The following is a 21,545-nucleotide window of genomic DNA, read 5'->3' as shown; positions in this document are numbered from 1 at the left end:
CATCTCCTGATCGTGAAGAAAGGGTTCCTTCAGGGCCGAACAACGCCGGCAAACAGGGGCGGTTCGGGGCCGGCGCGCCGGATGTCGCCCGATCGCGGCTTCGTGAGCGGGTGGCATCGCACCGAACCCCGCGGGGCTCCGGGCGAGCCGACGGTCCGGGCGGACTTGCCGCCGCGGCCGTCTACTGACGCCAACCTGGAAAAACCGTTCTCATGTCTGGGGCGCGACCAAGGAACGGGCGCTTCGATCAAGCACCGTTCCCGATCGAGATTGCCCATTCCCCGGCCCCCCCCGCCGCGGCCGATGTCGAGCCCCGGGAGGGCGCACGGCGCGGCGGACCGTATCGGGCGGGCTCACCCCCGATGCGTCACCCGCGGTTCCGCCAGGACCGGCCAGGGCTGGGCCGCCTCGAAGGCGCGCGAGGCCGCAAGCACCCGGGCATCGGCTCCCATCGGCCCGACGATCTGGAGGCCGACCGTGAGGCCCTCATCCGTCAGCCCGCAGGGCACGCTCGCGGCGGGCTGGCCGGTGAGGTTGAACGGGTAGGAGAACGGGGTCCAGTTGAGCCAGTCGTCGCCGAAGCGCCCGTCCGGCGGCGTCAGGTGGCCGGCCGTGAAGGCGGGGGTGGCGAGCGAAGGGGTCAGCAGCAGGTCGTAGGTGCGGTGGAACCGCGCCATGGCGGTGTAGAGCGCGCCGCGGGCGTTGAGGGCGGCGACGAAGTCCGGCGCCGCGATCTGCCGTCCGCGCTCGGCCGCCGCGCGCAGGGCCGGCTCGACGAGGCCGCGCTTGTCCTCCGGGATCCCCCGCAGCACGCACCAGGCGCCGACGAGCCAGATCCCGTTCAGGGTCTCGACCGGGTCGGAAAAGCCCGGATCGGCCTCCTCCACGATCGCGCCGAGATCGGCGAAGCGCCTGGCCGCCGCCTCGGTCAGGCGCGCCACCTCGGGATCGACCCGGGTGGCAAAGCCCAGCCGCGGGCTCCAGGCGACGCGCAGGCCCCGCACCCCGTCCTCGAGGCCGGCGGCGTAATCCGGCGGCTCGGTGAGCGAGGCCGCCATGTCGCGGGGATCGGGCCGGCCGATCGTCCGCATCATCAGGGCGGCATCGCGCACGCCCCGGGTGATCGGCCCGAGATGCGCCACCGGCCCGAAGGGCGAGGGCGGGAAGGCCGGCACCCGGCCGAAGCTGGGCTTGAGCCCATAGACCCCGCAGAAGGCGGCCGGGATGCGGATCGAGCCCGCCCCGTCGGTGCCGATGTGCAGGAGACCGAGATTGAGCGCGGCGGCCGCGGCGGCCCCGGCGGAGGAGCCGCCGGTGGTCATGCGCGTGTCCCAGGGGTTGCGGGTCGAGCCGGTATGGCTCGAGTCGCCCAGGCCCTTCCAGCCGAATTCCGGCATCGTGGTCTTGGCAAGCGGGATCGCGCCGGCCTCCAGCAGCCGGTCGACGATCGGGGCGTTCTCGGTCGCGGGCGCGTCGGAGGAGGTGAGCGAGCCGCGGCGCATCGGATGGCCGGCCCAGGCGATGTTGTCCTTGACCGTGAAGGTGATGCCGTCGAGGGGGCCGAGGGGTTCGCCCGACGCCCAGCGCGCCTCGGAGGCTGCCGCCGCTGCCATCGCGCCGTCGTGGTCGACGAGCACGAAGGCGTCGAGGTCCGGGGCGAAGCGGTCGATCCGGGCCAGGGCCTCCGCCACCACCTCCCGCGGCGAGAGGCTGCGGTCGCGATAGGCGTGGAGCGTCGCGGTGCCGTCGAGGTCGCGGATCTCGGTCATGCTGTCCCCCTCATCCCCTCATCCCCTCATCCGGCCGGATAGGTGCGCCCCTTCCAGGTGGCGACCCCGGCTCGGGCCGGGCGCAGGAGCGCGTTCCATTGCAAGGCCAGCGCCAGGGCCACGGTGAGGGGATGGAGGGGAATCGTCCAGGGGTCCTCGCGGGTGGCGAGCGTGATCGCCGCCCGCGTGAGAAGGGAGAGGCCGAGGGCCGCCCCCGCGAGCATCCCATCGCCGGCCCCCAGCAGCGCGGCGATCACCAGGAGGAGCGGCAGGACGTGACCGCCGCCGAGGAGCAGCGTCCAGACCGGCAGGGCGCGCGGCGTCGCCAGGCCCTCGTGGGCGTTCTTCGAGAAGCCGGCCCAGGCCTGGGGGAAGTCGGTGTACATCCGGCAGGTGGCGAGGCTGGAAGCCGCCACGAGGTCGGTCCCGAGACCGGCGCGGCGAAAGACCCGGGGCAGCCGCACGCCGTCGTGCAGGCACGCGCGGATCGCGCCGTGGCCGCCGACCCGGCGGTAGCCTTCCGCCTCCACCATCACTAGCTGGCCGCAGGCCGCCCCGAGGCCGGGATCGCGCAAGCGGCGCATCAGCGGGATCGGCAGGTAGCCGAGCAGCAGGAAATTGATCATCGGCACGGTCAATCGCTCGCCGAGCGAGCCGGTGACCTGGCGCGGCACGCCGCTGACGAGGGCCGCGCCCGCCGCCGCGGCCGCACCCGCCAGGGACGCAGCGGCGTGGGGCGCGAGGCGCACGTCGGCGTCGATGAACAGCAGGCAGCGGCCGGTCGCGGCCTCACTGAGGACGTGGCAGGCGTGGTTCTTGCCGGTCCAGCCCGGCGGCAGCGGCGGCACCGCAACGAGGCGCAGGCGGGAATCGCCCGCGGCGATGTCCTCCACGATCGCCGCCGTCCCGTCGGTCGAGTGGTCGTCGGCGACGATCACCTCGATCGGGATTCCGGTGCTGGCGAGCGCCGCGGCGAGAGTCGGGCGGATGTTGGCCGCCTCGTTGCGGGCCGGGATCAGGATCGATACCAGGCCGTCCGGCACCGGTGCCGCGGGTGCCGTCCCGCGCAGGGCGAGCAGGTTGGCGAGCGCCAGGACCGCCGGCAGCAGCGCCAGCGCGAGGGCGAGGAGCGCCAGCACGGTCACGGGGCGCGGCCCTCGCGGTGGCCGGCGACGAAGCGGCGCCCGGTCAGCAAAGCTGCCAGCCGGTGCCAGGCATCGTAGACGCCGCCGACGCCGCGCCGCCCGTCGAGCAGGGAGGCGAAGCGGGCGGGATCGCGGCTCCGCACGTCGGCGCCGAGGCGGTCGAGGGTGTCGGTCAGGTCGGCCTCCAGGCGGGCGAGGCGGTCCGGGCGGGAGAGAGCAAGGAGGTCGCGGGCCGGCACCCCGGGCCCGAAGGCGGCGCAGGCCTCCGCCCCGCGCTCCTCCCAGAAGGCGTAATCGAGGGCGAGGGGGACGAACAGGGCGTCGGGCGCCAGTTCGGCCAGCCGCGCGACGCCGGGGCGCAAGCCCAGCGGCCGCTCGCGCACGTCGCTGAAGCGTCCTTGCGCGGTGATCCACAGCACCCGCCCCGGCCGCTCCAGGATCTTGCGCGAGGCGGCCATGAACGAGGCCGCACCCCGGGGGCTGTCGAGGTCGACCCCGAAGGCGCCCATGCGGGAGAAGATGCGGTAGCGGGCGAGCATCGCGGCGTCGAACGGCGCGTAGCTCTCGGCCGCGGGGAAGAAGCGCTGCGCGAGCAGGATGATGAGCGCCGCATCCCACCAGGCCGGATGGTTGCAGTAGATCACCACCGGCCCGGCGGCGGGCGCCGCCGGGGGCTGGCCCCAGTTCGCCAGCCGCACGCCGTTGAGGTGGCGCCGCACGTAGCGGGCGAAGTACACGCCCATGAAGCGCCAGATGGCGGGGGAGCGGGCCGCCACCGGGTCCTCGGGCAGGCCCCGCCGGGACGATAAGGCCCGCCGGGACGATAAGGCCCGCCGGGACGGGTCGGCCCGTCCGCTCACGAGGCCGCCTTCAGGTCCTCGGCGGTCCCGCGGGCGTCCTGGTCGAGGGCGTCGGCGGCGATCCAGCCCGACATCATCACCATCGGCATGCCCGGCCCCGGATGGGCGGCGCCGCCGGCGAGGTAGAGGCCGCGCACCTCCCGCGAGCGGTTGCCGGGCTTGAACGCCCCCATGATCCGGCCGTGCGAGGCCAGCCCGTAGATCGCGCCGTTGAGCACCTTGTAGCGCGAGTGGATGTCGGCCGGGGTCAGGTGGCGCTCGACGACGATGCGCTCCTCGATGTCCGGCATGCCGGCGGTGCGCTTCAGCTTGTCGAGGATCTTCTGGCGGTAGGCCGGCAGCATCTGCGACCAGTCGTGGTGCGGGCGCAGGTACGGGGTGTGGACTAGCACGTAGAGCGCCTCGCCGCCCTCCGGCGCCACCGAAGGATCGGTGCTGCTGGGTGCCGCGAGATAGGCGGTCGGGTCCGGCGCCGGCTCGCCCTTGCGGTAGATCGCGTCGAACTCCTCCTCGGGGTCGCGCGAGAACACGAAGTCGTGGTGGGCGAGGTGGTCGTAGCGCTTGTTCAGGCCGAGATAGAGCACCACCCCCGAGCAGGCCGGCTCGAAGCTGCGCTTCTCGTAAGTCCGGCCGACCTCGCCGCCGACGAGCTCGCGGTAGGTGCGCACCGCGTCCATGTTCGAGATGACGCGATCGTACGGCACCACGCCGCCGCCGACCCGCACGCCCTTGACGGCGCCGTTCTCGATCGCGACGCCCTCGACCTCGCTGTGGGGCTTGAGCTTCGCGCCGAGATCGCCGGCGAGCTTCATCAGCCCCTCGGCCACCGCGCGGGTGCCGCCCATCGGGTACCAGACCCCGTCGGCGGTCTGCATGTGGGCGATGGCACACAGCACCGCCGGCGCACCGTAGGGCGAGGACCCGACATACTGCACGAAGTGGTCGAGCATCTGGGCGAGACGCGCGTCGCGCACCTTGCCCCGGATGGTGCCGGCGACCGAAGCGTGCATGCGCAGCGAGAGCACGTCGCGCAGGGTGCCGGGATTGAGGTTGGCGCGGATGTTGATGGTGTCGAGCAGGTCCTGCACCGGCTTCCAGAAGAAGAAGCGCTCGGAGACGCCGTGCAGGTTCTCGGAGAGGGCGATGAAGCGCTCGTAGCCCTCGCCGGCACCCTGGCCGGGGGCGAAGCGGTCCATCTCGGCCGCCATCGTCTTGACGTTCTCCATCAGGTCGATGCGGCTACCGTCGTCGAAGAAGCAGCGCCATTGCGGGTCGAGGCGGCGCAGGTCCATGTAATCGTGCACCGAGCGGCCAGATTCGGCGAAGATGCGCTCGAGCACCCGGGGTACCGTCAGGATCGTCGGCCCCATGTCGAAGCGGAAGCCGCCCTCGTGCAGCACCGCGGCCTTGCCGCCGATCCAGGCGTTCTTGTCGTAGAGGGTGACGTCGTGCCCCCGCGCCGCCGCCACGCAGGCCGCCGCCAGACCGCCCAACCCGCCGCCGACCACCGCGACCGAGGTCCCCGCCATCACAGCCTCTCCCGAGCGGGCGTGAGCGCCCGTTCCGGACAAGCTAGGCTCGGGGGAGGGCGGGTCAACGCGGGGGGCGCGGCACACGTTGCCGCGCCGGTGGCATTCCTGAAGGTCAGGGAACCCGGGCCCGGCTCCGGCGGGTTGACCCGGCAGCAAGCGAACCCCGCACCGGAGACACCCATGAACAGGAAGACGACCCTCGCCGTCGCCGGCCTCCTCGCCCTCGGCCTCGCCGGGCCAGCCTCGGCCCAGGAAGCCCTCGACATCACGGTGAGCCCGCGCGCAACGACCCCGATCGACCCGCCGGCCACCGGCAGCGTCCGCCCGTTGCGGCCGAACCCGAACGTCACGCCGAGCAACCCGATGGGCGTCGTCGGCTTCGACGGACCGCCCGGCGGCACCACCAGCGTCATCGGAGACAGCGAGCCCCTCAGCCCCGGCTCGCCGGCCCTGACGCCGAACGCGCCGTTCTCGCGGCCGTAAGCCCGCGACGTTTTCGCCCCGGTCCGGTTGACTTTTCGGGTCCCCGCCGGGTAAGTCACGCGCCTCCGCACGGGCGGTGCTCTCGCATCGCCCGGCGTCGGCGTTCGCCTTGTCGGCGTTCGCCGCGAGCCCGCTTTCCCATCCGCGCCCGGGCGTTCCGGCGCACCGACGTGAGACCAGACCGATGAAGATCCGCAACTCGCTGAAGTCGCTCCGCGGCCGGCACCGTGACAACCAGCTCGTGCGCCGCAAGGGCCGGGTCTACGTCATCAACAAGACCCAGAAGCGCTACAAGGCCCGCCAGGGCTGAAGACGCGCGGGGCTTGCCGGGCTCCCCCGGAGCCCGCGGCAAGCCATCGCGTTGACGGGGCAGCGCCGGCGCCGGACAGTGCCGGCATGCGCCGTCTCTCTCTTCCGATCTGCATGATGGCCGGCCTTCTCGGAGCGCCGGCTTTCGTCGTTTGGACGACTCCATCCGTGGCCGCGGCCCCGAAGGACGCGCCCAAGGAGGCGCCGCGCGCGCCCGTCACCCTCGACGACCTGTACGCCCGGCTCAAAGGCGCCAAGGACGACGCCGAGGCCCGGGGCGTCGCCCAGCTGATCGAGCGCCGCCTCGACCGCTCGGGCAGCGACACCGTCGACCTGCTGGCGAGCCGCGCCGCGGAGGCGATGCAGGCCAAGGACTATCCGCTGGCCATCGAGCTCCTCGATCGGGTGACGGTGCTGGAGCCCGGTTGGGCCGAGGGCTGGAGCCGGCGCGCCACCGCGTTCTTCCTCCTCGAGGACCAGGCGAGCGCGCTCGCCGACCTGCACAAGACCCTGACCCTGGAGCCGCGCCACTTCGAGGCCTGGGCGGCGCTCGCCCACATCTACATGGCGAACGACGACAAGACCCGGGCGCTCGCCGCCTTCCGCCGCGCCGAGGCGCTCTATCCCCGCATGGGCAAGGTGCACGAGGCGATCGAGCGCCTCAGCCCCGACGTCGACGGCCGCGACCTGTGACCGGCCGGCCTCTGCGCCGGCTCGCAAGACGGATCTCCCGCGTGCTGACCCTGATCGCCGGCCTGCTCGCCGGATTCGTGCTCGCGCTCGTCGCCGCGGGATTGCTCGCGACCTGGATCATCACGATGGTCGTCGAGGCGCGCTATCCCCCGGCAGGACGGCGGGTCTCGGTCGAGGGCGGCCACCTCGCGGTGCTGGAGGCCGGCCCCGGCGAGGGCGCGCCCAGCCGCGGCACCGTCGTGCTGCTGCACGGGGCGTCGGCCAACGCCATGGACCCGATGCAGGCGATCGGCCGGCGCCTCGCCGGCGACGGCTTCCGGGTGCTCTCCTTCGACCGGCCCGGCTTCGGCTACAGCGACCGCATCGCGCCCGACGCCGCCTCGCCGGCGGTGCAGGCCCGGCTGGTGAGCGAGGCGCTGGCGGCGATGAAGATCGGCCCGGCCCTGATCGTCGGCCATTCCTGGTCGGGCGCACTCGCCACGGCCATCGCCCTCGACCACCCCGAGCGGGTCTCCGGCCTCGCGCTCCTCGCCCCCGTGAGCCACCCCTGGCCGGGCGGCTCGGTCGGCGGCTACGCCGCCTGGTACCGCTCGTGGCCCGGGCGGATGCTCCTGACGCTCGCCACCTACACGGTCGCGGCACCGCTGGGCTTCCTCTATCTCGACCGCTTCGCCGAGGTGGTCTTCCGCCCGCAAGGCCTGCCCGAGGGCTACCTCGACGGCGCGCGGGTGCCGCTCGTCCTGCGCCCCTCGACCTTCGGGGCGAACCTGCGCGATCTCGACGGTCTCTACGCCTTCCTGCAACGCCAGAGCCCGCGCTACCGCGAGATCACGGCGCCCACCGTCATCATCGCCGGCGACGTCGACCGGGTGGTGAAGACCGAGGTCCACGCCGCGGCGCTCGGCCGCGAGGTGCCGGGCGCCAAGCTCGTAGTGCTGCCGGGCGTCGGCCACATGCTCCAGTACGTCGCCGCCGACACGGTGGTGGCGGAGATCGAGGCCCTGGCGGCGCGGGAGCGGGCGGGGGCGGAGTAGGGGGTCTTCAGGGATTGAGGGCCCAGACGTCCAGCACACGGCCCGCCCGCGACACCGTTCCCGTCCGCACGCCCCCGAGCTTGGCCGCCACCCGCGCCGACCCGTCGTTGCGCGGGTCGATCTGCGCGTGGACCGTCATCGCGCCGTGGGTCTCGCGCAACCAGCGCAGGAACGCGCGGCCGGCCTCGGTCGCGTAACCCCGGCCCCAGCCGCGCCGGCTCAGCGCGTAGACCAGGAGAGGCTCCGCAGCACCTTGCGGGTGAAAAAGCCCGAGACGTCCGACGAATCCCTCGGAATCCGCTACGCCCATCATGCCGTAGCCGCGCGCGTGCCACTGGCGCCGCGATCCCGCCACGCGGGCGGCGATGTCCGCCATCGACGGCGGATCGCCCTCATGCATGAAGCGGCCGACCGCCTCGTCATGCGCGAGCGCGTGCAGGGCGGCGTGGTCCGCCTCGCCGAGGGCTCTCAGCGTCAGCCGGGATGTGCGGAGGGTCGGGATCGCGGGCGTGTCCATCGGTTATCGATCATGCCCGCGCGCGGGTTTGCGAGAAAGCCTGACGCGGCGATTGGCGAGCCTCACGGCTGCCGGCATGATCGGGCGCATGGATGATGCCGTCACCACCGCCTTCGCGCCGCTGATCGGCCTGCCCTGCTGGAGCGTCGAACGCGGGCAGGGCAGCATCCTCTCCTTCGAGTTCGGATCACCCCGTCTCTTCGTGCGCGAGCCATACGTCTCGACCTCGTCCTCCCCCCGGCTGCGGGAGCGGGCGGCGCAGCGGATCGTCAAGCCGGTCGGGGAGTGGCACCTCTTCATCTTCCACTGCCGCTGGCGCGTCACCGCCGCCGGGCAGGTCCTGGCGGATGACGACAGCCCTCCCGCGCGAACCGAGGACGCCGCGCGGGCGATGGACGGGCAGGCGCTGACGGCGTTCACGCTCGATGCCGCCTCCCGGCAGGCCGTCTTCTCGTTCGACCTCGGCGCGACCTTGACGACCTGGCCGTGCGAGGCGAACGACGAGGAGCAATGGTCGCTCTCCACGCCGGGCGAGCGCATGCTGACCTATCGGGCCGACGGCCGCGCCAGCCTCGGAGCCGCCGATGAGAAACCGGAGCGGGCGGTCTGGCGGGCCGTTGCGCAGAGTGTCCGCCTCCCGTAGCGCCGAATGACACGCGATGGTGAGGCCTAATTGTCCAGCAGCAAGCGAGGCACCGCGCGGAATCCGTCACAGATCCGCTGAATGGCCCAGAAGTCGCTCCGCCCATCCTCCTCGATCGGGACCGTGAAGGGCGGTCCCTTGCCCGGACGGTGCCACCATTCCGCAGTGTTGAGCCGCCCCTTACCGGGAGGAGGCTCGCAGCCGTTCCTCCGAAGTTTGGCTCACCCTTCGGAGCGTTCGAGCCAGGGCGAGCGGATCATGCCTGAGCATAATGCGCCACATATTCCCAACTCACGGGCAACTCCGCTTGCTTCTCCACGTCACGCCTTCGCCGCATGCTCCGGCGTCACCGTCGCGATGCGCACGAGGTTCGTCGCCCCCGGGGTGCCGAAGGGCAGGCCAGCCACCACGATCACCCGGTCTCCCACCCCCGCGAAGGCTTCGCGCACCGCGAACTTGCAGGCGCGGAACGACATGTCGTCGATGTCGCTGGCGTCGTTGGTGACGATCGGGTGGGTGCCCCAGGCGAGCGCGAGGCGCCGCGCCGTCTCGCGCTTCGGGGTGAGCGCGATCACCGTGGCGTCGGGGCGGGCGCGGGCGAGCCGCAGGGCGGTCGAACCGGAAGCGGTCCAGGCCATCACGGCGTTGAGGCCGAGCGTCTCGGCGATCTGGTGGGCGGCGGCCGCGATGGCGTCGGACGCGGTCGATTCCGGCTGGTTGCGCTGCGCCGCGATGATCGACCAGTAGATCCCGTCGCGCTCGACCTGCTCGGCGATGCGGTTCATCGTCGAGACCGCCTCGATGGGGAACGCCCCCGACGCGCTCTCGGCCGAGAGCATCACGGCGTCGGCGCCCTCGTAGACCGCGGTCGCGACGTCCGAGACCTCGGCCCGGGTCGGCACCGGGGCGGAGATCATCGACTCGAGCATTTGCGTGGCCACCACCACCGGCTTGCCGAGGCGGCGCGCGCCGCGGGTGATGCGCTTCTGCACGCCGGGCACCTGCTCCAGCGGCATCTCGACCCCGAGATCGCCGCGGGCGACCATCAGCCCGTCGGCCACCGCCATGATCGCGTCGAGGGCCGCCACCGCCTGCGGCTTCTCGATCTTGGCCATCACCAGGGCGCGTCCCTGCGCCACCGCCTTGACCTCGGCGACGTCCTCCGGGCGCTGCACGAACGACACCGCGATCCAGTCGGCCCCCGCCGCGAGGCCGGCCTCGAGGTCGAGGCGGTCCTTCTCCGTCATCGCCGCGACCGGGATCGTGGTGTCGGGCAGCGACACGCCCTTGCGGTTCGAGATTTTTCCGCCGGTCACCACCCGGGTCACCGCCCGGCCGGGCCCGACCTCGGTCACGACGAGGCGCAGCTTGCCGTCGTCGACGATCACCGCGTGGCCGGGCTCCAGGGCCGAGAGGATCTCGGGATGGGGCAGGTGGACCCGGGTCGCGTCGCCCGGCGCCGGATCGTCGTCGAGGACGAAGTTTTGGCCGTTCTCGATCACCGCGGCGTCCTCGGCGAAGCGCCCGACCCGGAGCTTCGGCCCCTGGAGGTCGACCAGCACGGCGATCGGGCGCCTGAGCTTCTGCTCGATGCCCCGGATCGTCGCCACCCGCTCGATCAGCCGCTCGCGCGGCAGGTGGCTCATGTTGATGCGGAACACGTCGGCGCCGGCCGCGAACAGCGCCTCGATCACCGCCGGATCCTCGGAGGCCGGGCCGAGGGTCGCGACGATCTTGGTGCGGCGGGCGCGCTTCATGGGGGTGTCGTCCGGGGTGAGAAAAGTCGCGCTACGGAAAGCCGGTCGGCGCGCCCGGGTCAATCGGCGATTTGGCGGCGCGGGTGGGATGGGCGCGCATCGCACGAGCTCGTCGGGGAAGGAGCGCCCATGCCCGGTCCCTCGATGACCGCCCCGGCCCCTCCCGCCTGCACGCAGGAGGATCGGGACGACGTGGGGTCTCCCGAATTGACCGACGAGGAGTTCGCCCGGGAGATCCTTCCGCCCGAGGTCTACGCGGCGCTGCCGAGCCGCGGCGGACGGCCGCGAGGCGAGCGGCCCGAGCAGCTCGTGAGCCTGCGCCTGGACCCGGACGTGGTCGAGACCTTCAAGGCGACGGGGCCGGGCTGGCAGACGCGGATGAACGAGGTGCCGGCGGAGGCGGCGCAGAAGTTGCGGGCGGCGTCGCGAACCATTGCGGCGACGGGCGGCGAAAGAGGCGCGGGAAACGTGCGGATGGCGTACCGGCAAGCGCCCGCACCTGCATCGAGCCCCTTCATTCCGGCCGGGTTTTCGTATATACCGCAATCATGCTGTTCAGCTACGACGAGCCGAAGCGGCAAGCGAACCTCGCGAAGCACGGCTTCGACTTCGCGGAATTCGAGGAAGCCTTCGATGTCGATCGCTACGCCGTCCTGCCGGGCAAGCCCAGCCCCACCGGCCGCGCGCGGCACAAGCTGGTCGGCACGTGGTACGGCGTGACCGTCGTAGTGATCGTCTCTCCGCCCGGCTCGGAAGCGACGGACATCGTCAGCGTCCGCCGCGCCGACCGCAAGGAAAGGGCCATCTATGACGCGCTCCAGGCACGCCCCCGGCTACGTTCCAAATCCGCACTACTCCCAGGAGGATTGGGACGAGGTGTCCGACAACCCGCCGTTGACCGACGAAGAGTTGTCTCGGATGCGGCTCGGCCCGAAAGGACTGCCCCCGGATCTTGCTGCTGCCTTCAGGAGCCGCGGCGGACGCCCGAAGGCCGACGTGAAGCGCGTCCCGATCTCGCTGCGCGTCGACCCCGAGGTGTTGGCCGCGTTCAAGGCGACGGGCCCGGGCTGGCAGACGCGGATGAACGAGGTGCTGGCGGAGGCGGCGCGCAAGCTGCGGGCTGCTTGAGGCTGATGGGCCTAACCCGCGCACGGGGGAATACAGCACCATGTGCGGGTTCAGGACGTCTTGGTTCGGTTCATCCCCGCGCCTGCGGGGAACACCGAAGCCCCGCAGGCAGGCCGCCTCGTCGAGGCGGTTCATCCCCGCGCCTGCGGGGAACACGTCATCGCCCGTGTCGTGTCCTCAAGCCAGATCGGTTCATCCCCGCGCCTGCGGGGAACACCTTGAGGCGTTCCGGCAGTGGTCGCTGAACCGCGGTTCATCCCCGCGCCTGCGGGGAACACTTGCTGATCCCCCGCCTCGCCGGCCGGGTCCTCGGTTCATCCCCGCGCCTGCGGGGAACACGCCCGGCCCGGAAACACGGCCACCCGTGGCCGCGGTTCATCCCCGCGCCTGCGGGGAACACGGCCGGAGTTCGATGCGGCGCTCCGCAACGACCGGTTCATCCCCGCGCCTGCGGGGAACACGACTCGGGCTTCGGGCGGACCGGCGGCAGGGCCGGTTCATCCCCGCGCCTGCGGGGAACACGCGCGCTCCTGGTGTTGGCGATTGCCGCGATCCGGTTCATCCCCGCGCCTGCGGGGAACACCACGCCGCGATCATCCATGGTCCAGGTCGCGACGGTTCATCCCCGCGCCTGCGGGGAACACGCCAGCAGGATCGCCGTCCTCACCGCGTTCCGCGGTTCATCCCCGCGCCTGCGGGGAACACACTGAGGTCGAGGTCAAGACCGGGTTCATGACCGGTTCATCCCCGCGCCTGCGGGGAACACTGCGCCGACCAACCGGCGCTGAACGTCACGCGCGGTTCATCCCCGCGCCTGCGGGGAACACACCGGCATGGTCCGACGGGAACTCGCCAATAACGGTTCATCCCCGCGCCTGCGGGGAACACGCCGGCAGGCCGGTTTCCGGGTCAACCTGCTCCGGTTCATCCCCGCGCCTGCGGGGAACACCGCGAAAGCCGTCAATGAATACATGTCGGCGACGGTTCATCCCCGCGCCTGCGGGGAACACTCCTTCTGGAAGTGTTTGATGCACTTGGCATTTCACGATGTCAAACAGCGCACCGACGGTCCGCACCCGTTCCAGGGCGCCGCAGCCAAATCCTAAATCCGGCGCTCCAGGCGCCTCACGGCCCCGCCCTTCCCGGATCCGTCAGCTGGATCGTCCAGCTCTTCTGCTCGCCCGTATCGACCTCGAAGAAGCCGTTGCGGTCGTAGCCGCGCGCCAGGCAGTCCTCGACGCCCCGGATGGTGAACTCGCGGTCGCGGGTGCACATCAGCGAGCGGCCGCTCCACTCGCCGCCGCGGTCGTAGTCGACCGCGAAGACGTAGTAGTAGCGGGCGGCGAGCGCGCCCTTGAGCAGGGTCTCGCAGCCCTTGGCCGAGAGGTTCCACCAGCCCTCCGTCACCCAGCCGCCGGAATCCCGGTAGCCCAGCGCGATGCCGATGCGGCTGCCGGTCATGTTGCACATCCGCAGGTCCGCCCGCGCCGGCCCGGCGCCGAGAAGCGCGACGGGCAGGGCCAGGAGGAGGGCGGCGCGGCGGAGGGACGGGAGGTCAGCCAACCAGGATGATGCGGAGGTCATTGACGTTGGTGCGGGTGGGCCCGGGCCGGACGAGGTCGCCGAGCCGGTCGAAGAACGGGGTCGAGTCGTTCTCTCCCAAGCTTGCCCGCGCGTCGAGCCCCGCCGCTGCCGCACGGGCGAGCGTGGTGGGGTCGATCAGCGCGCCGGCCGGGTCGGTGGCCTCGCCGCGGCCGCCGTCGGTGCCGTCGGTATCGGCCGAGAGGGCCGAGATGCCGGGGGCGCCGTCGAGGGCGATCGCGAGCGCCAGCGCGTATTCCTGGTTCGGCCCGCCCTGGCCCTCGCCGCGGATGGTCACGGTGAGCTCGCCGCCGGAGATCAGTGCGCCTTTGCGCCCGGCGGCGGCCATCTCGCGGGCGAGCGCGGCGTGGGCGGCCGCCACCTCGCGGGCCTCGCCCTCGAGATCGGCCCCGAGCAGCACCGGCTCGTAGCCGGCTCCTTGCGCCGCCGCCGCCGCGGCGTTCAGGGCGTCGACCGGGCGGGCGACGATGCGGAACTCGCTGTGGGCGAAGGCGGGGTCGCCGGGCTTCGGGCTCTCGTTGGCGGGGTCGGCCAGCAGCGCCGCGGCGGAGGGCGGCAGCGGGATGCCGCGGCGGGCGCAGATCGCCCTCGCGTCGGCGAGGGTCGTCGGGTCCGGCACCGTCGGGCCCGAGGCGATCACCGCCGGGTCGTCCCGGGGCACGTCGGAGATCGCGAGCGTGAGGATCCGGCCGGCGTGGCGGGCGGCCTGGGCCAGGCGCCCGCCCTTGATGCGCGAGAGGTGCTTGCGCACGCAGTTGATCTCGTCGATCGCCGCGCCCGAGCGCAGCAGCGCCCGGGTGATGCCCTGCTTCTCGGGCAACGTCAGGGCGCCGGCCGGGGCGATCCAGTTCGCCGAGCCGCCGCCGGAGAGGAGCACCAGCACGAGGTCGTCCGGGCCGGCCGAGGCGGCGAGATCGAGGGCGCGCTGCGTCGCCGCGATGCCGGCCTCGTCCGGCACCGGGTGGCCGGCCTCCACCACTTCGATCACGCCGGCCGGCTCGCCGTAGCCGTGGCGGGCGACCGCGAGGCCTGCGATGCGGGCCGGATCGACCCCTTGCGACCGGTAGTGCCGCTCGGCCAGCGCCGCCATGCTCGCCCCGGCCTTGCCGGCGCCGAGGATCACCAGCCGCCCGGCCGGCACCGGGGGCAGGTGCGGCACCAGGCAGCCGCGCGGATGGGCGGCCGTGACGCCCGCATCGAGCAGGCGCAGCAGCAGGGCGCGGGTCTCCGAGGCGGAGGTCTTAGGCGAAGGGGCGTCGGTCACGGGGCGGCTCCTCTGGCGGGTATGGTCACGCGTCGGACCGGCTTCGTGCCGGTCTCGTTCGAGTCTGTCAGAGCTGGGCCGTCCGGGAGGACCGCCGGGGCCGCGCGACCGCGATGCCGGCCAGGATCAGGCCGCCGCCGAGCACCTGGAGGATTCCGAGGGCCTCGCCGAGGAGGATCCAGGCGAGGATCGCGGCGGCCACCGCCTCCAGGAAGATCACCAGGGAGGAGAAGCCGGCGGGCAGGCGCCCGAGCGCCACCGCGAGCAGGCCCTGGCCGCCGGCATGGCTGACGAGGGCGAGCGCCAGGAGCCCGAGGGCGGCGCTGGCCGAGTGCGGCAGCACCGGGCGGGTCTCGAGCAGGGCGACCGCACCGAGCAGGACGAGAGCGGTGATGCAGGAGGCGACGAAGGTGACGCGGGCGGCCCCCAGCCCCAGCGCCCGGGCGCGCTCCACGGTGAGGAAGTAGAGGGCGAAGAAGATCGCGGTGATCACCCCGTCGCGGTCGCCGGCAAGCCGCGCGGGATCGACCTGGACCGACTGCCCGACGAGGCTGGCGCCGCCGAGGAGGCAGATGACGAGGCCGAGAAGCGTGCGCCCGGCCGGCCGGCGGCGCAGGCCGATCCAGGCGAACAGCACCACGAAGACCGGCGCGGTGGTGGCGAAGAAGGTGGCGTTGGCGACCGTGGTGCCCAGGATGGCGAGGTGCCAGAACAGGAGGTCGCCCGAGAAGACGAGGCCGGCCAGCAGCACCGAGGGGGTGAGGATGCGGCGCAGGTGCGGCGCCCGCGCCTCCTCCCACCGCATCCAGGCGTAGAGCGCCGGCAGCGCCAGGGCGACGCGCCAGAACGCGCTGGCGAAGGGCCCGATCTCGGGGCTGACGAACCGCACCAGGACCGGGGAGAGCCCCATCGCCAGCGCGCCCGCGACGAGGGCGGCGAAGGCGGGACCGAGGCTCGAGGGGCCGAGATCGGCCGCGCGGGCGGCGAGGCCGGCAGCGAGGTCGGGCCTGGGGGTGCGGGACATCGAGGGGGCCTTTTGGGGGCGGGGCACGTCCGAACAGACCCACTATGGCAAGTCGCGGCCGGCGTCACGGTGCGGAGCGGATGGAGCCGGCCCCGCCATTTGGGTATGGGGGAGGGACCCGACGCGACCGCGATCCCCGATGACAGCCCCTGCCACGCCCCATCCGCCCCAGCCCGTCGAGACGATACCCGGCGATCCGGCCTGCGGTCTCCTTCTTCTCTGCGACCACGCCTCGAACGCGGTGCCGCCGGATCTCGCCGATCTCGGTGTCGCGCGGCCGCATTTCGAGCGCCACATCGCCTACGACATCGGGGCGGCGGCGGTGACGCGCTCGCTCGCCCGCCGCCTCGGGGCGCCGGCGCTGCTCACCACCTTCTCGCGCCTCATCATCGATCCCAACCGCGGCCGCAGCGACCCGACCCTGGTGATGCGCCTCTCGGACGGGGCGATCGTGCCGGGCAACGCGCGCATCGGGCCCGACGGGGTCGCCGAGCGGCTCGCGCGCTTCTACGATCCCTACGACCGGGCGATCGACGCGAGCGTCGAGGCCGCGCTCGCCGCGGGCGCGCCGCCCGCCATCGTCACCGTGCACAGCTTCACCCCGGCCTGGCGCGGGGTGGCGCGGCCCTGGCAGGTCGGGATCCTGTGGGACCGCGACGACCGCCTCGCCGCCCCGCTGATCGAGGGCCTGCGGGCCGATCCGGCCGGGTTCACCGTCGGCGACAACCAGCCCTATGGCGGCGGCCTGCCCGGCGACACGATCGACCGCCACGCCATGGCCCGCGGCCTGCCCAACGCCCTGATCGAGATCCGTCAGGACCTGATCGGCGACGAGGCCGGGGCGGAGGAATGGGCCGCGCGATTCGCCGCCCTGCTGGGGCCGTTGGTCGCCCGCGCTTGACCGAGCGGGCGCCCGCCCCGACTTCCCATCTGAAGAGCTTCGCGATCGCGCTGCGATCGCGAAGCTCTCCAGGTCTTTGATTGTGCCGCATACCTTCGACGAACCGGTATCCACTTCGTCGGAAAATGCTCTGGAATCCGGACGAGAGGAATTTTTACGATGGACGGCATCGACGAGACCACCCGCACCGAGCTCGAGGCCGCGGTCTTCCGCCGGCTGGTGTCGCACCTCCAGGGGCGCACCGACGTGCAGAACATCGACCTGATGAATCTCGCGGGCTTCTGCCGCAACTGCCTGTCGAACTGGCTCAAGGACGCCGCCGACGAGCGCGGCCTGGACATCACCAAGGACCAGAGCCGCGAACACGTCTACGGCATGCCCTACGACGCGTGGAAGGCGCGCCACCAGAGCGAGGCGACGCCCGAGCAGGCGGCGGCCTTCGCGGCGCGGGCGGAGAAGCACTGAAGGTCCGCCCGCGGGGCTCCGGCACCGACGGGGTCGGTCCGCCCCGGATCCGGAGGCGCAAGAACCCGGCAAGGCAAGAACTCGGTAAGGTTGCGCATCTATCAAGATCCGGGAAGGCGCGCCGCGGAAGGCCGCCATCCGTCAGTGGGTTGGGGTGCCTGATGGCCGCGTCCGCCCGCGGCGGCACGACCACCCATCGGCCAGGAGACCGTGAATGAACGCGCACAGCATGCCGGACGCCGACGTCGCCTCGACGGGCGTCGCCGCCGAGGAGCTCAAGCAGTTCATCGAGCGCATCGAGCGCCTGGAGGAGGAGAAGGCCGGCCTCCAGGGCGACATCAAGGACGTGATGCTGGAGCTCAAGGGCCGCGGCTTCGACGTCAAGGCGGTGCGCACCATCCTGCGCCTGCGCAAGAAGGACCACTCGGAGCGCCAGGAGGAAGAGGCGATCCTGGAGCTGTACATGCAGGCGCTGGGGATGGCGTAGGACCGCTCCGTTTCCCCTCACCGAATGAAGGCGTAGCGCGGGATCCCCTGTTCCCAACGGGAGAGGGGATCCGGCGCTACGTCTTTGATCGCGTTGCCCCGTGCGAACGACGATCGGCGTCCTCTTCACCCACACTGCCTAACCCCGCCACGCCCGCGCTCCGAGGAACCGGCGCCACGTCGTCGAACGTTTGGGACGGATGGAGACGATCACCCCCTCGACGCCCGCCGGCTTCCGCTACGCCGACCTCACCCCGGCGACCGACTTCCTCAGCATCCTCGACGACGCGCACTACCGCGCCGTGCCGGAAGGCTGGTGGGTGGCGGTCACCGACGTGGTCGATTCGACCGGCGCCATCGCGGCGGGGCGCTACCGGGCGGTGAACTTCGTCGGCGCCGCGGTGATCGCGGCCCTGCGCAACGCGCTCGGGCGGCGCGAATTGCCGTTCGTGTTCGGGGGCGACGGGGCGAGCGTGCTGGTCGCCCCCGACGAGGAAGAGGCGGCGCGCGCCGCGCTCGCGGCGACCGCGGCGTGGTCGCGCGACGCGATGGGGCTCGCCTTGCGCGCCGCCCTGGTGCCGGTGGCGGCGATCCGCGCGGCCGGCCACGCGGTCGAGGTCGCGCGCTACGCCCCCTCGCCGGACGTCGCCTACGCGATGTTCATGGGCGGCGGCCTCGCCTTCGCCGAGCGCGCGCTCAAGCAGGGGCTCTACGCCGTGACGCCGGCGCCTGCGGGCGCGCAGCCAGACCTCACCGGGCTGACCTGCCGGTTCGAGCCGGCGAAAGCCCGCCACGGCCTGATCCTGTCGATCCTGGTGGTCGCCGCCGAGGGCGCCGACCGGAACGCGGCACGGGCGACGATCGCCGACGTGGTGCGGCTCGCCGCCGAGGCGCCGGCCCGCGGCCATCCCCTGCCGCCCGGTGCGCCCGCCTTGCGCTGGCCGCCCGCCGGCTTCGCCCTCGAGGTGCGGGCGCGCGGCCCCCTGTGGGGCTCGCGCGCCTTGCGCGGCCTCCACGTGCTGGGGGCGACGCTCGTCGCCCACCTGATCTTCCGGCTCGGGCTGAAGGTCGGCGGGTTCTCGGCCCCGCGCTACCTCGACGAGCTGGTGGCGAACGCCGATTTCCGCAAATACGACGATGGCTTGCGTATGACCGTCGATTGCGGGCCCGACCTCGCGGCGCGGATCGAGGCGAAGCTGGAGGCGGCGGAGGGCGCGGGGCTGGTGCGGTTCGGCCTGCACCGCCAGGCCGCGGCGCTCACCACCTGCATCACCCCGGTCGCGGCGTTGCGCGACCACGTCCACTTCGTCGACGGCGAGGACGGGGGCTACGCCCGGGCGGCGCAGGCGCTGAAGGCCAAGGACCCGAAAGCTAAGGACCCGAAGGCCAAAGATGCGGCACGCCGCGCGAGTGACGTGAATCCGGGCACCGAGTCGGCCCGCGCGCCGGTTTGAGGCGGGAGCGTGGCCTTGCCGGGCGCGGGCTGGCGATCGGTCGCAGTCCACCCTTGCGTCAGGAGAAGGGACTTGGTGACCAGACTCGCCGTATATCCCGCCTTTCCGATTCGAACTGGAACAGAGCCCCTTTGGAAATGAACGACGCGGTGTGGACGGCGGAGGCGACCGAGAAGGCGGTCGCGCTGTGGATCGAGGGACGTGACCCGGCGGAGATCGCCGGAGAGATCGGCACGACGGTCGCCGACGTGATCGGCCGCGTGGCGCAGGCCGCCCTGGCGCGGCAGCAGGCCAAGGCCGCGGAGAAGGCCGCGGCGGCCGCGAAGCCGGCGGTTGTCGCCAAGGTCGAGCCGGTCGCCCGGATCGAGCCCGTCAAGCCCGAGCCTGCCAAGGCCGAGCCGGCGCAGGCCGTCGCCGAGGTCGAACCGGCCAAGGCGGAGCCTGCGAAGGCGGGCCCCAGGATCCTGCCATCCCGGATCCTGACCGCGGACGCGCCCGTCCTCGCCAAGCCTGATGTCGCCAAGCCTGCCCCGGTGAAGCCTGCCCCGGTGAAGGTCGCGAAGGCGGCCCCGGTCAAGCCGGTGGCGGCCAAGCCCGAGACCGCGCCGGTCGCCAGGAGCGCGGAGTCGGTCGCCGAGAAGCCCGCTCCCAAGCCGGTGGTCGCGCCGCCGGCGCCGCGCGTCGAGGCGCCGGTGATGAGCGCGCGCGCGCTCGAGGAGGCCACCCGGGCTTTCCTCGCCGCCAACACGGCGCCGTCCCGCAAGGCGGCGCCCGCCGCGAAGGCGGCTCCGGTCGCCCGGCCGGCGGCCGTCCCGCCGGCGACGCCGCAGCCGCGCGCCGTCGAGGCGCCCGCCCGCCCGGTCGTCCAGGAGGCGCCCCGGAAGGCTCCCGAGATCGCCCCGGCGCCGGTGATGGCCGCCCCCGTGCTGGCCGAGCCGGCCGAGGGCGGCAGCGTCGTCGCGCTGCCGGTGTCCCGCCGGGTGCCGGCGGTCGCGGCCGATGGCGGCGACGGGGTGCTGTTCCTCAAGGCCGGCCTGCTCGACTGCACCTTCCCACTCTGGTCCGACGGCGACGGCACGGCGATCGAGTCGAAGCGCGTGTGCGGCTGCCGGGTGCTCACCGGCAAGCGCTGGTGCCACACCCACTACGCCACGGTGTTCGAGCCGCCGAAGCGGCCGATGCGGGCGGCCTGATCCCGACCGGGGGCCGGACAGGCCCTCGATCGCGAGGCCCGATCGATGGGCTCGACAGACGGATCATGCTCCGCGTCATCTCAGGTCTCGCTGCAAGCGAGAACCCGGGATGACGCGGAGATTTTATATTCGCGCGAGGCTGGCTACCTCGCCGACGACGCTCAGCCGGGCAGCAGAACCATCACGTCCGGCTCGCGCCCGGTGGCGAGGTATCCCTGGACGCGCCGCCCCTCGAGATCGACGACCGCGATGCGGTCGTCCTCCAGGGCCGCGAAGGCGAGCGGGCTCGACGGGTGGCGGGCGAGCGCCACCGGCGCGGCGCCGAGCATCACGACCGCCATCTCCTTCAGCGCGGGATCGAGGAGCGACAGGCTCTTCTCGGCGTAGTTCGCCAGGATCAGGTCGCCCTCCGGCCCGCAATCGACCCGCACCACGTCGCCCCTGGTCGGCAGCGTGCGGGTCACCGTCATCGCCTCGGTGGCGAGCGCGGTGAGCGTCGCGCTGCGGCGGTTGGCGACGTAGAGCGTCGCCTCGTCGGGGGAGAGCGCGTTCCCCTCCGGCCACAGCCCGGTCGCGGCGAGGCGCGGGGCGTCGGCCGGCGCGAACGGCCGGACCCGGCTCACGGTGTTCGACAGGATGTTGGCGACGTAGGCCGTCTCGCCGTCGCGCGACAGCGAGAACAGGTGGCCCTTGAGGCCGCCGGTCGCCACCGCCCGGTCCGGCCGCTCGGCCCGCTCCGGCGCGTCGAAGCCGAGCAGCACGTCGCGGTCCTCGCTCAGCACGAACAACCGGTCCTTCGCATCGAGGCGCAGCCCGTGCAGGCGCCGGAACGGCGCGCAAGCGATGGTGCGGGCGAGGCTCCGGGTGCCGAGATCGACGACGTAGACCGCGTCGCCCCCCGGCCCCGGCGTGGTCGAGGACTTGGCGCCGTAGAGGCCGACATAGGCGCGGGCGCCGGCCCGGTCGACGGCGAATTCGTGCGGGTATTCCCCGGGCAGCTCGACCCGGCCGGTGCGCCGGCCGCTGGCAAGCTCGTAGAAGCTCAAGGCGTGGTCGCCCTTCTCCATCACCAGGAGGGTGTCGGAGCGGCCGGCCTGGGTGCGGTCGGTCTGGGCCCGGGCATGGCCCGTCGTCAGGGCGAGGGCGGTAAGGCCGGCCAGGCAGGTGCGGCGGTCGATGGCGGGGGGCATGCGGGGTCCTCGATCGTCCCCGACACAACCCGGAGGTGACGCAACGGTTCGCCCCCGACATCAAGCGTGGCAGCCACGCCACAGCGACCGACGAAC

The 21,545-nt window shown here is 72.9% G+C and carries 21 protein-coding genes, 2 pseudogenes and 1 CRISPR repeat array; of the genes and pseudogenes, 13 read left to right on the top strand and 10 right to left on the bottom strand.

Annotated features, from left to right (window positions below; genetic code table 11):
- Window positions 1-353: 353 nt before the first annotated feature.
- The 4 genes from ACS5PV_RS26575 to ACS5PV_RS26560 form a co-directional block, all read right to left on the bottom strand.
- Window positions 354-1,769 (bottom strand): amidase, encoded by a 1,416-nt coding sequence (locus ACS5PV_RS26575; RefSeq protein ID WP_455398335.1) that lies wholly within the window; start codon window positions 1,767-1,769, stop codon window positions 354-356.
- 26 nt (window positions 1,770-1,795) lie between these two features.
- Window positions 1,796-2,914, bottom strand: coding sequence for a glycosyltransferase (locus tag ACS5PV_RS26570; protein WP_455398334.1), 1,119 nt, complete (start codon window positions 2,912-2,914; stop codon window positions 1,796-1,798).
- A complete protein-coding gene (locus tag ACS5PV_RS26565) occupies window positions 2,911-3,657 on the bottom strand; it encodes a lysophospholipid acyltransferase family protein (RefSeq protein WP_455398379.1) in 747 nt (248 codons plus the stop codon). The genes ACS5PV_RS26570 and ACS5PV_RS26565 overlap by 4 nt, the downstream gene beginning before the upstream one ends.
- 113 nt (window positions 3,658-3,770) lie before the next feature.
- Window positions 3,771-5,303 (bottom strand): phytoene desaturase family protein, encoded by a 1,533-nt coding sequence (locus ACS5PV_RS26560; protein ID WP_455398333.1) that lies wholly within the window; start codon window positions 5,301-5,303, stop codon window positions 3,771-3,773.
- A 183-nt stretch (window positions 5,304-5,486) separates the two neighbouring features.
- Here ACS5PV_RS26560 and ACS5PV_RS26555 point away from each other — a divergent pair, with 183 nt between their 5' ends.
- The 4 genes from ACS5PV_RS26555 to ACS5PV_RS26540 all read left to right on the top strand — a co-directional run bounded on the left by ACS5PV_RS26555 (window position 5,487) and on the right by ACS5PV_RS26540 (window position 7,825).
- Window positions 5,487-5,789 (top strand): hypothetical protein, encoded by a 303-nt coding sequence (locus tag ACS5PV_RS26555; protein WP_455398332.1) that lies wholly within the window; start codon window positions 5,487-5,489, stop codon window positions 5,787-5,789.
- Between the two features lie 184 nt (window positions 5,790-5,973).
- Window positions 5,974-6,099: a type B 50S ribosomal protein L36 gene (gene ykgO / locus ACS5PV_RS26550; RefSeq protein WP_012334921.1), complete on the top strand. Its 126-nt coding sequence runs from the start codon at window positions 5,974-5,976 to the stop codon at window positions 6,097-6,099.
- An 86-nt stretch (window positions 6,100-6,185) separates the two neighbouring features.
- Window positions 6,186-6,791, top strand: a complete 606-nt coding sequence (locus tag ACS5PV_RS26545; RefSeq protein WP_455398331.1) for a tetratricopeptide repeat protein — start codon at window positions 6,186-6,188, stop codon at window positions 6,789-6,791.
- A 32-nt stretch (window positions 6,792-6,823) separates the two neighbouring features.
- Window positions 6,824-7,825, top strand: coding sequence for an alpha/beta fold hydrolase (locus tag ACS5PV_RS26540; protein ID WP_455398378.1), 1,002 nt, complete (start codon window positions 6,824-6,826; stop codon window positions 7,823-7,825).
- 7 nt (window positions 7,826-7,832) lie between these two features.
- Here ACS5PV_RS26540 and ACS5PV_RS26535 read toward each other — a convergent pair whose 3' ends face one another.
- Window positions 7,833-8,342: a GNAT family N-acetyltransferase gene (locus ACS5PV_RS26535; RefSeq protein WP_455398330.1), complete on the bottom strand. Its 510-nt coding sequence runs from the start codon at window positions 8,340-8,342 to the stop codon at window positions 7,833-7,835.
- 88 nt (window positions 8,343-8,430) lie between these two features.
- On the opposite strand from ACS5PV_RS26535, the gene ACS5PV_RS26530 reads away from it, so the two are divergent.
- Complete coding sequence (locus ACS5PV_RS26530) at window positions 8,431-8,985, top strand: hypothetical protein (protein WP_455398329.1); 555 nt, start codon at window positions 8,431-8,433, stop codon at window positions 8,983-8,985.
- Window positions 8,986-9,305: 320 nt separating this feature from the next.
- Here ACS5PV_RS26530 and pyk read toward each other — a convergent pair whose 3' ends face one another.
- A complete protein-coding gene (gene pyk / locus ACS5PV_RS26525; protein ID WP_455398328.1) occupies window positions 9,306-10,742 on the bottom strand; it encodes a pyruvate kinase in 1,437 nt (478 codons plus the stop codon).
- Between the two features lie 129 nt (window positions 10,743-10,871).
- Here pyk and ACS5PV_RS26520 point away from each other — a divergent pair.
- The 3 genes and pseudogenes from ACS5PV_RS26520 to ACS5PV_RS26510 form a co-directional block, all read left to right on the top strand.
- Window positions 10,872-11,072 (top strand): annotated as a pseudogene (locus tag ACS5PV_RS26520) (hypothetical protein); the annotation flags it as partial.
- 218 nt (window positions 11,073-11,290) lie between these two features.
- Window positions 11,291-11,479: pseudogene (locus ACS5PV_RS26515) on the top strand (BrnT family toxin); the annotation flags it as partial.
- Window positions 11,480-11,549: 70 nt separating this feature from the next.
- Window positions 11,550-11,870, top strand: a complete 321-nt coding sequence (locus ACS5PV_RS26510; protein ID WP_455398327.1) for a BrnA antitoxin family protein — start codon at window positions 11,550-11,552, stop codon at window positions 11,868-11,870.
- Window positions 11,871-11,936: 66 nt separating this feature from the next.
- A CRISPR array of direct repeats spans window positions 11,937-12,880; the repeat unit is 29 nt; unit sequence CGGTTCATCCCCGCGCCTGCGGGGAACAC.
- A 115-nt stretch (window positions 12,881-12,995) separates the two neighbouring features.
- On the opposite strand, the gene ACS5PV_RS26505 is transcribed toward ACS5PV_RS26510, so the two are convergent.
- The 3 genes from ACS5PV_RS26505 to ACS5PV_RS26495 form a co-directional block, all read right to left on the bottom strand.
- Entirely contained in the window at window positions 12,996-13,454 is a 459-nt protein-coding gene (locus tag ACS5PV_RS26505; protein WP_455398326.1) for a DUF1036 domain-containing protein, read from the bottom strand.
- Window positions 13,426-14,736 (bottom strand): glycerate kinase type-2 family protein, encoded by a 1,311-nt coding sequence (locus ACS5PV_RS26500; RefSeq protein WP_455398325.1) that lies wholly within the window; start codon window positions 14,734-14,736, stop codon window positions 13,426-13,428. The genes ACS5PV_RS26505 and ACS5PV_RS26500 overlap by 29 nt, the downstream gene beginning before the upstream one ends.
- A gap of 67 nt (window positions 14,737-14,803) precedes the next feature.
- Window positions 14,804-15,760: a DMT family transporter gene (locus ACS5PV_RS26495; RefSeq protein WP_455398324.1), complete on the bottom strand. Its 957-nt coding sequence runs from the start codon at window positions 15,758-15,760 to the stop codon at window positions 14,804-14,806.
- 139 nt (window positions 15,761-15,899) lie between these two features.
- Here ACS5PV_RS26495 and ACS5PV_RS26490 point away from each other — a divergent pair, with 139 nt between their 5' ends.
- The 5 genes from ACS5PV_RS26490 to ACS5PV_RS26470 all read left to right on the top strand — a co-directional run bounded on the left by ACS5PV_RS26490 (window position 15,900) and on the right by ACS5PV_RS26470 (window position 20,259).
- Complete coding sequence (locus tag ACS5PV_RS26490) at window positions 15,900-16,661, top strand: N-formylglutamate amidohydrolase (protein WP_455398323.1); 762 nt, start codon at window positions 15,900-15,902, stop codon at window positions 16,659-16,661.
- A 159-nt stretch (window positions 16,662-16,820) separates the two neighbouring features.
- Window positions 16,821-17,126 (top strand): DUF1244 domain-containing protein, encoded by a 306-nt coding sequence (locus ACS5PV_RS26485; RefSeq protein ID WP_455398322.1) that lies wholly within the window; start codon window positions 16,821-16,823, stop codon window positions 17,124-17,126.
- Between the two features lie 229 nt (window positions 17,127-17,355).
- Window positions 17,356-17,613, top strand: coding sequence for a DUF2312 domain-containing protein (locus tag ACS5PV_RS26480; protein WP_455398377.1), 258 nt, complete (start codon window positions 17,356-17,358; stop codon window positions 17,611-17,613).
- Window positions 17,614-17,812: 199 nt separating this feature from the next.
- A complete protein-coding gene (locus ACS5PV_RS26475; RefSeq protein WP_455398321.1) occupies window positions 17,813-19,066 on the top strand; it encodes a DUF3095 domain-containing protein in 1,254 nt (417 codons plus the stop codon).
- Between the two features lie 137 nt (window positions 19,067-19,203).
- Window positions 19,204-20,259, top strand: coding sequence for a hypothetical protein (locus ACS5PV_RS26470; protein WP_455398320.1), 1,056 nt, complete (start codon window positions 19,204-19,206; stop codon window positions 20,257-20,259).
- 161 nt (window positions 20,260-20,420) lie between these two features.
- Here ACS5PV_RS26470 and ACS5PV_RS26465 read toward each other — a convergent pair whose 3' ends face one another.
- The gene (locus ACS5PV_RS26465) at window positions 20,421-21,449 is read right to left on the bottom strand and encodes a YncE family protein (protein WP_455398319.1); all 1,029 of its coding nucleotides are present in this window, start codon (window positions 21,447-21,449) and stop codon (window positions 20,421-20,423) included.
- Between the last annotated feature and the right edge of the window lie 96 nt (window positions 21,450-21,545).

The sequence above is a fragment of the Methylobacterium sp. Gmos1 genome (assembly GCF_053764715.1).
Note: the sequence above shows the minus strand (reverse complement) of the source record. Positions and strands in the feature narration are given on the sequence as shown.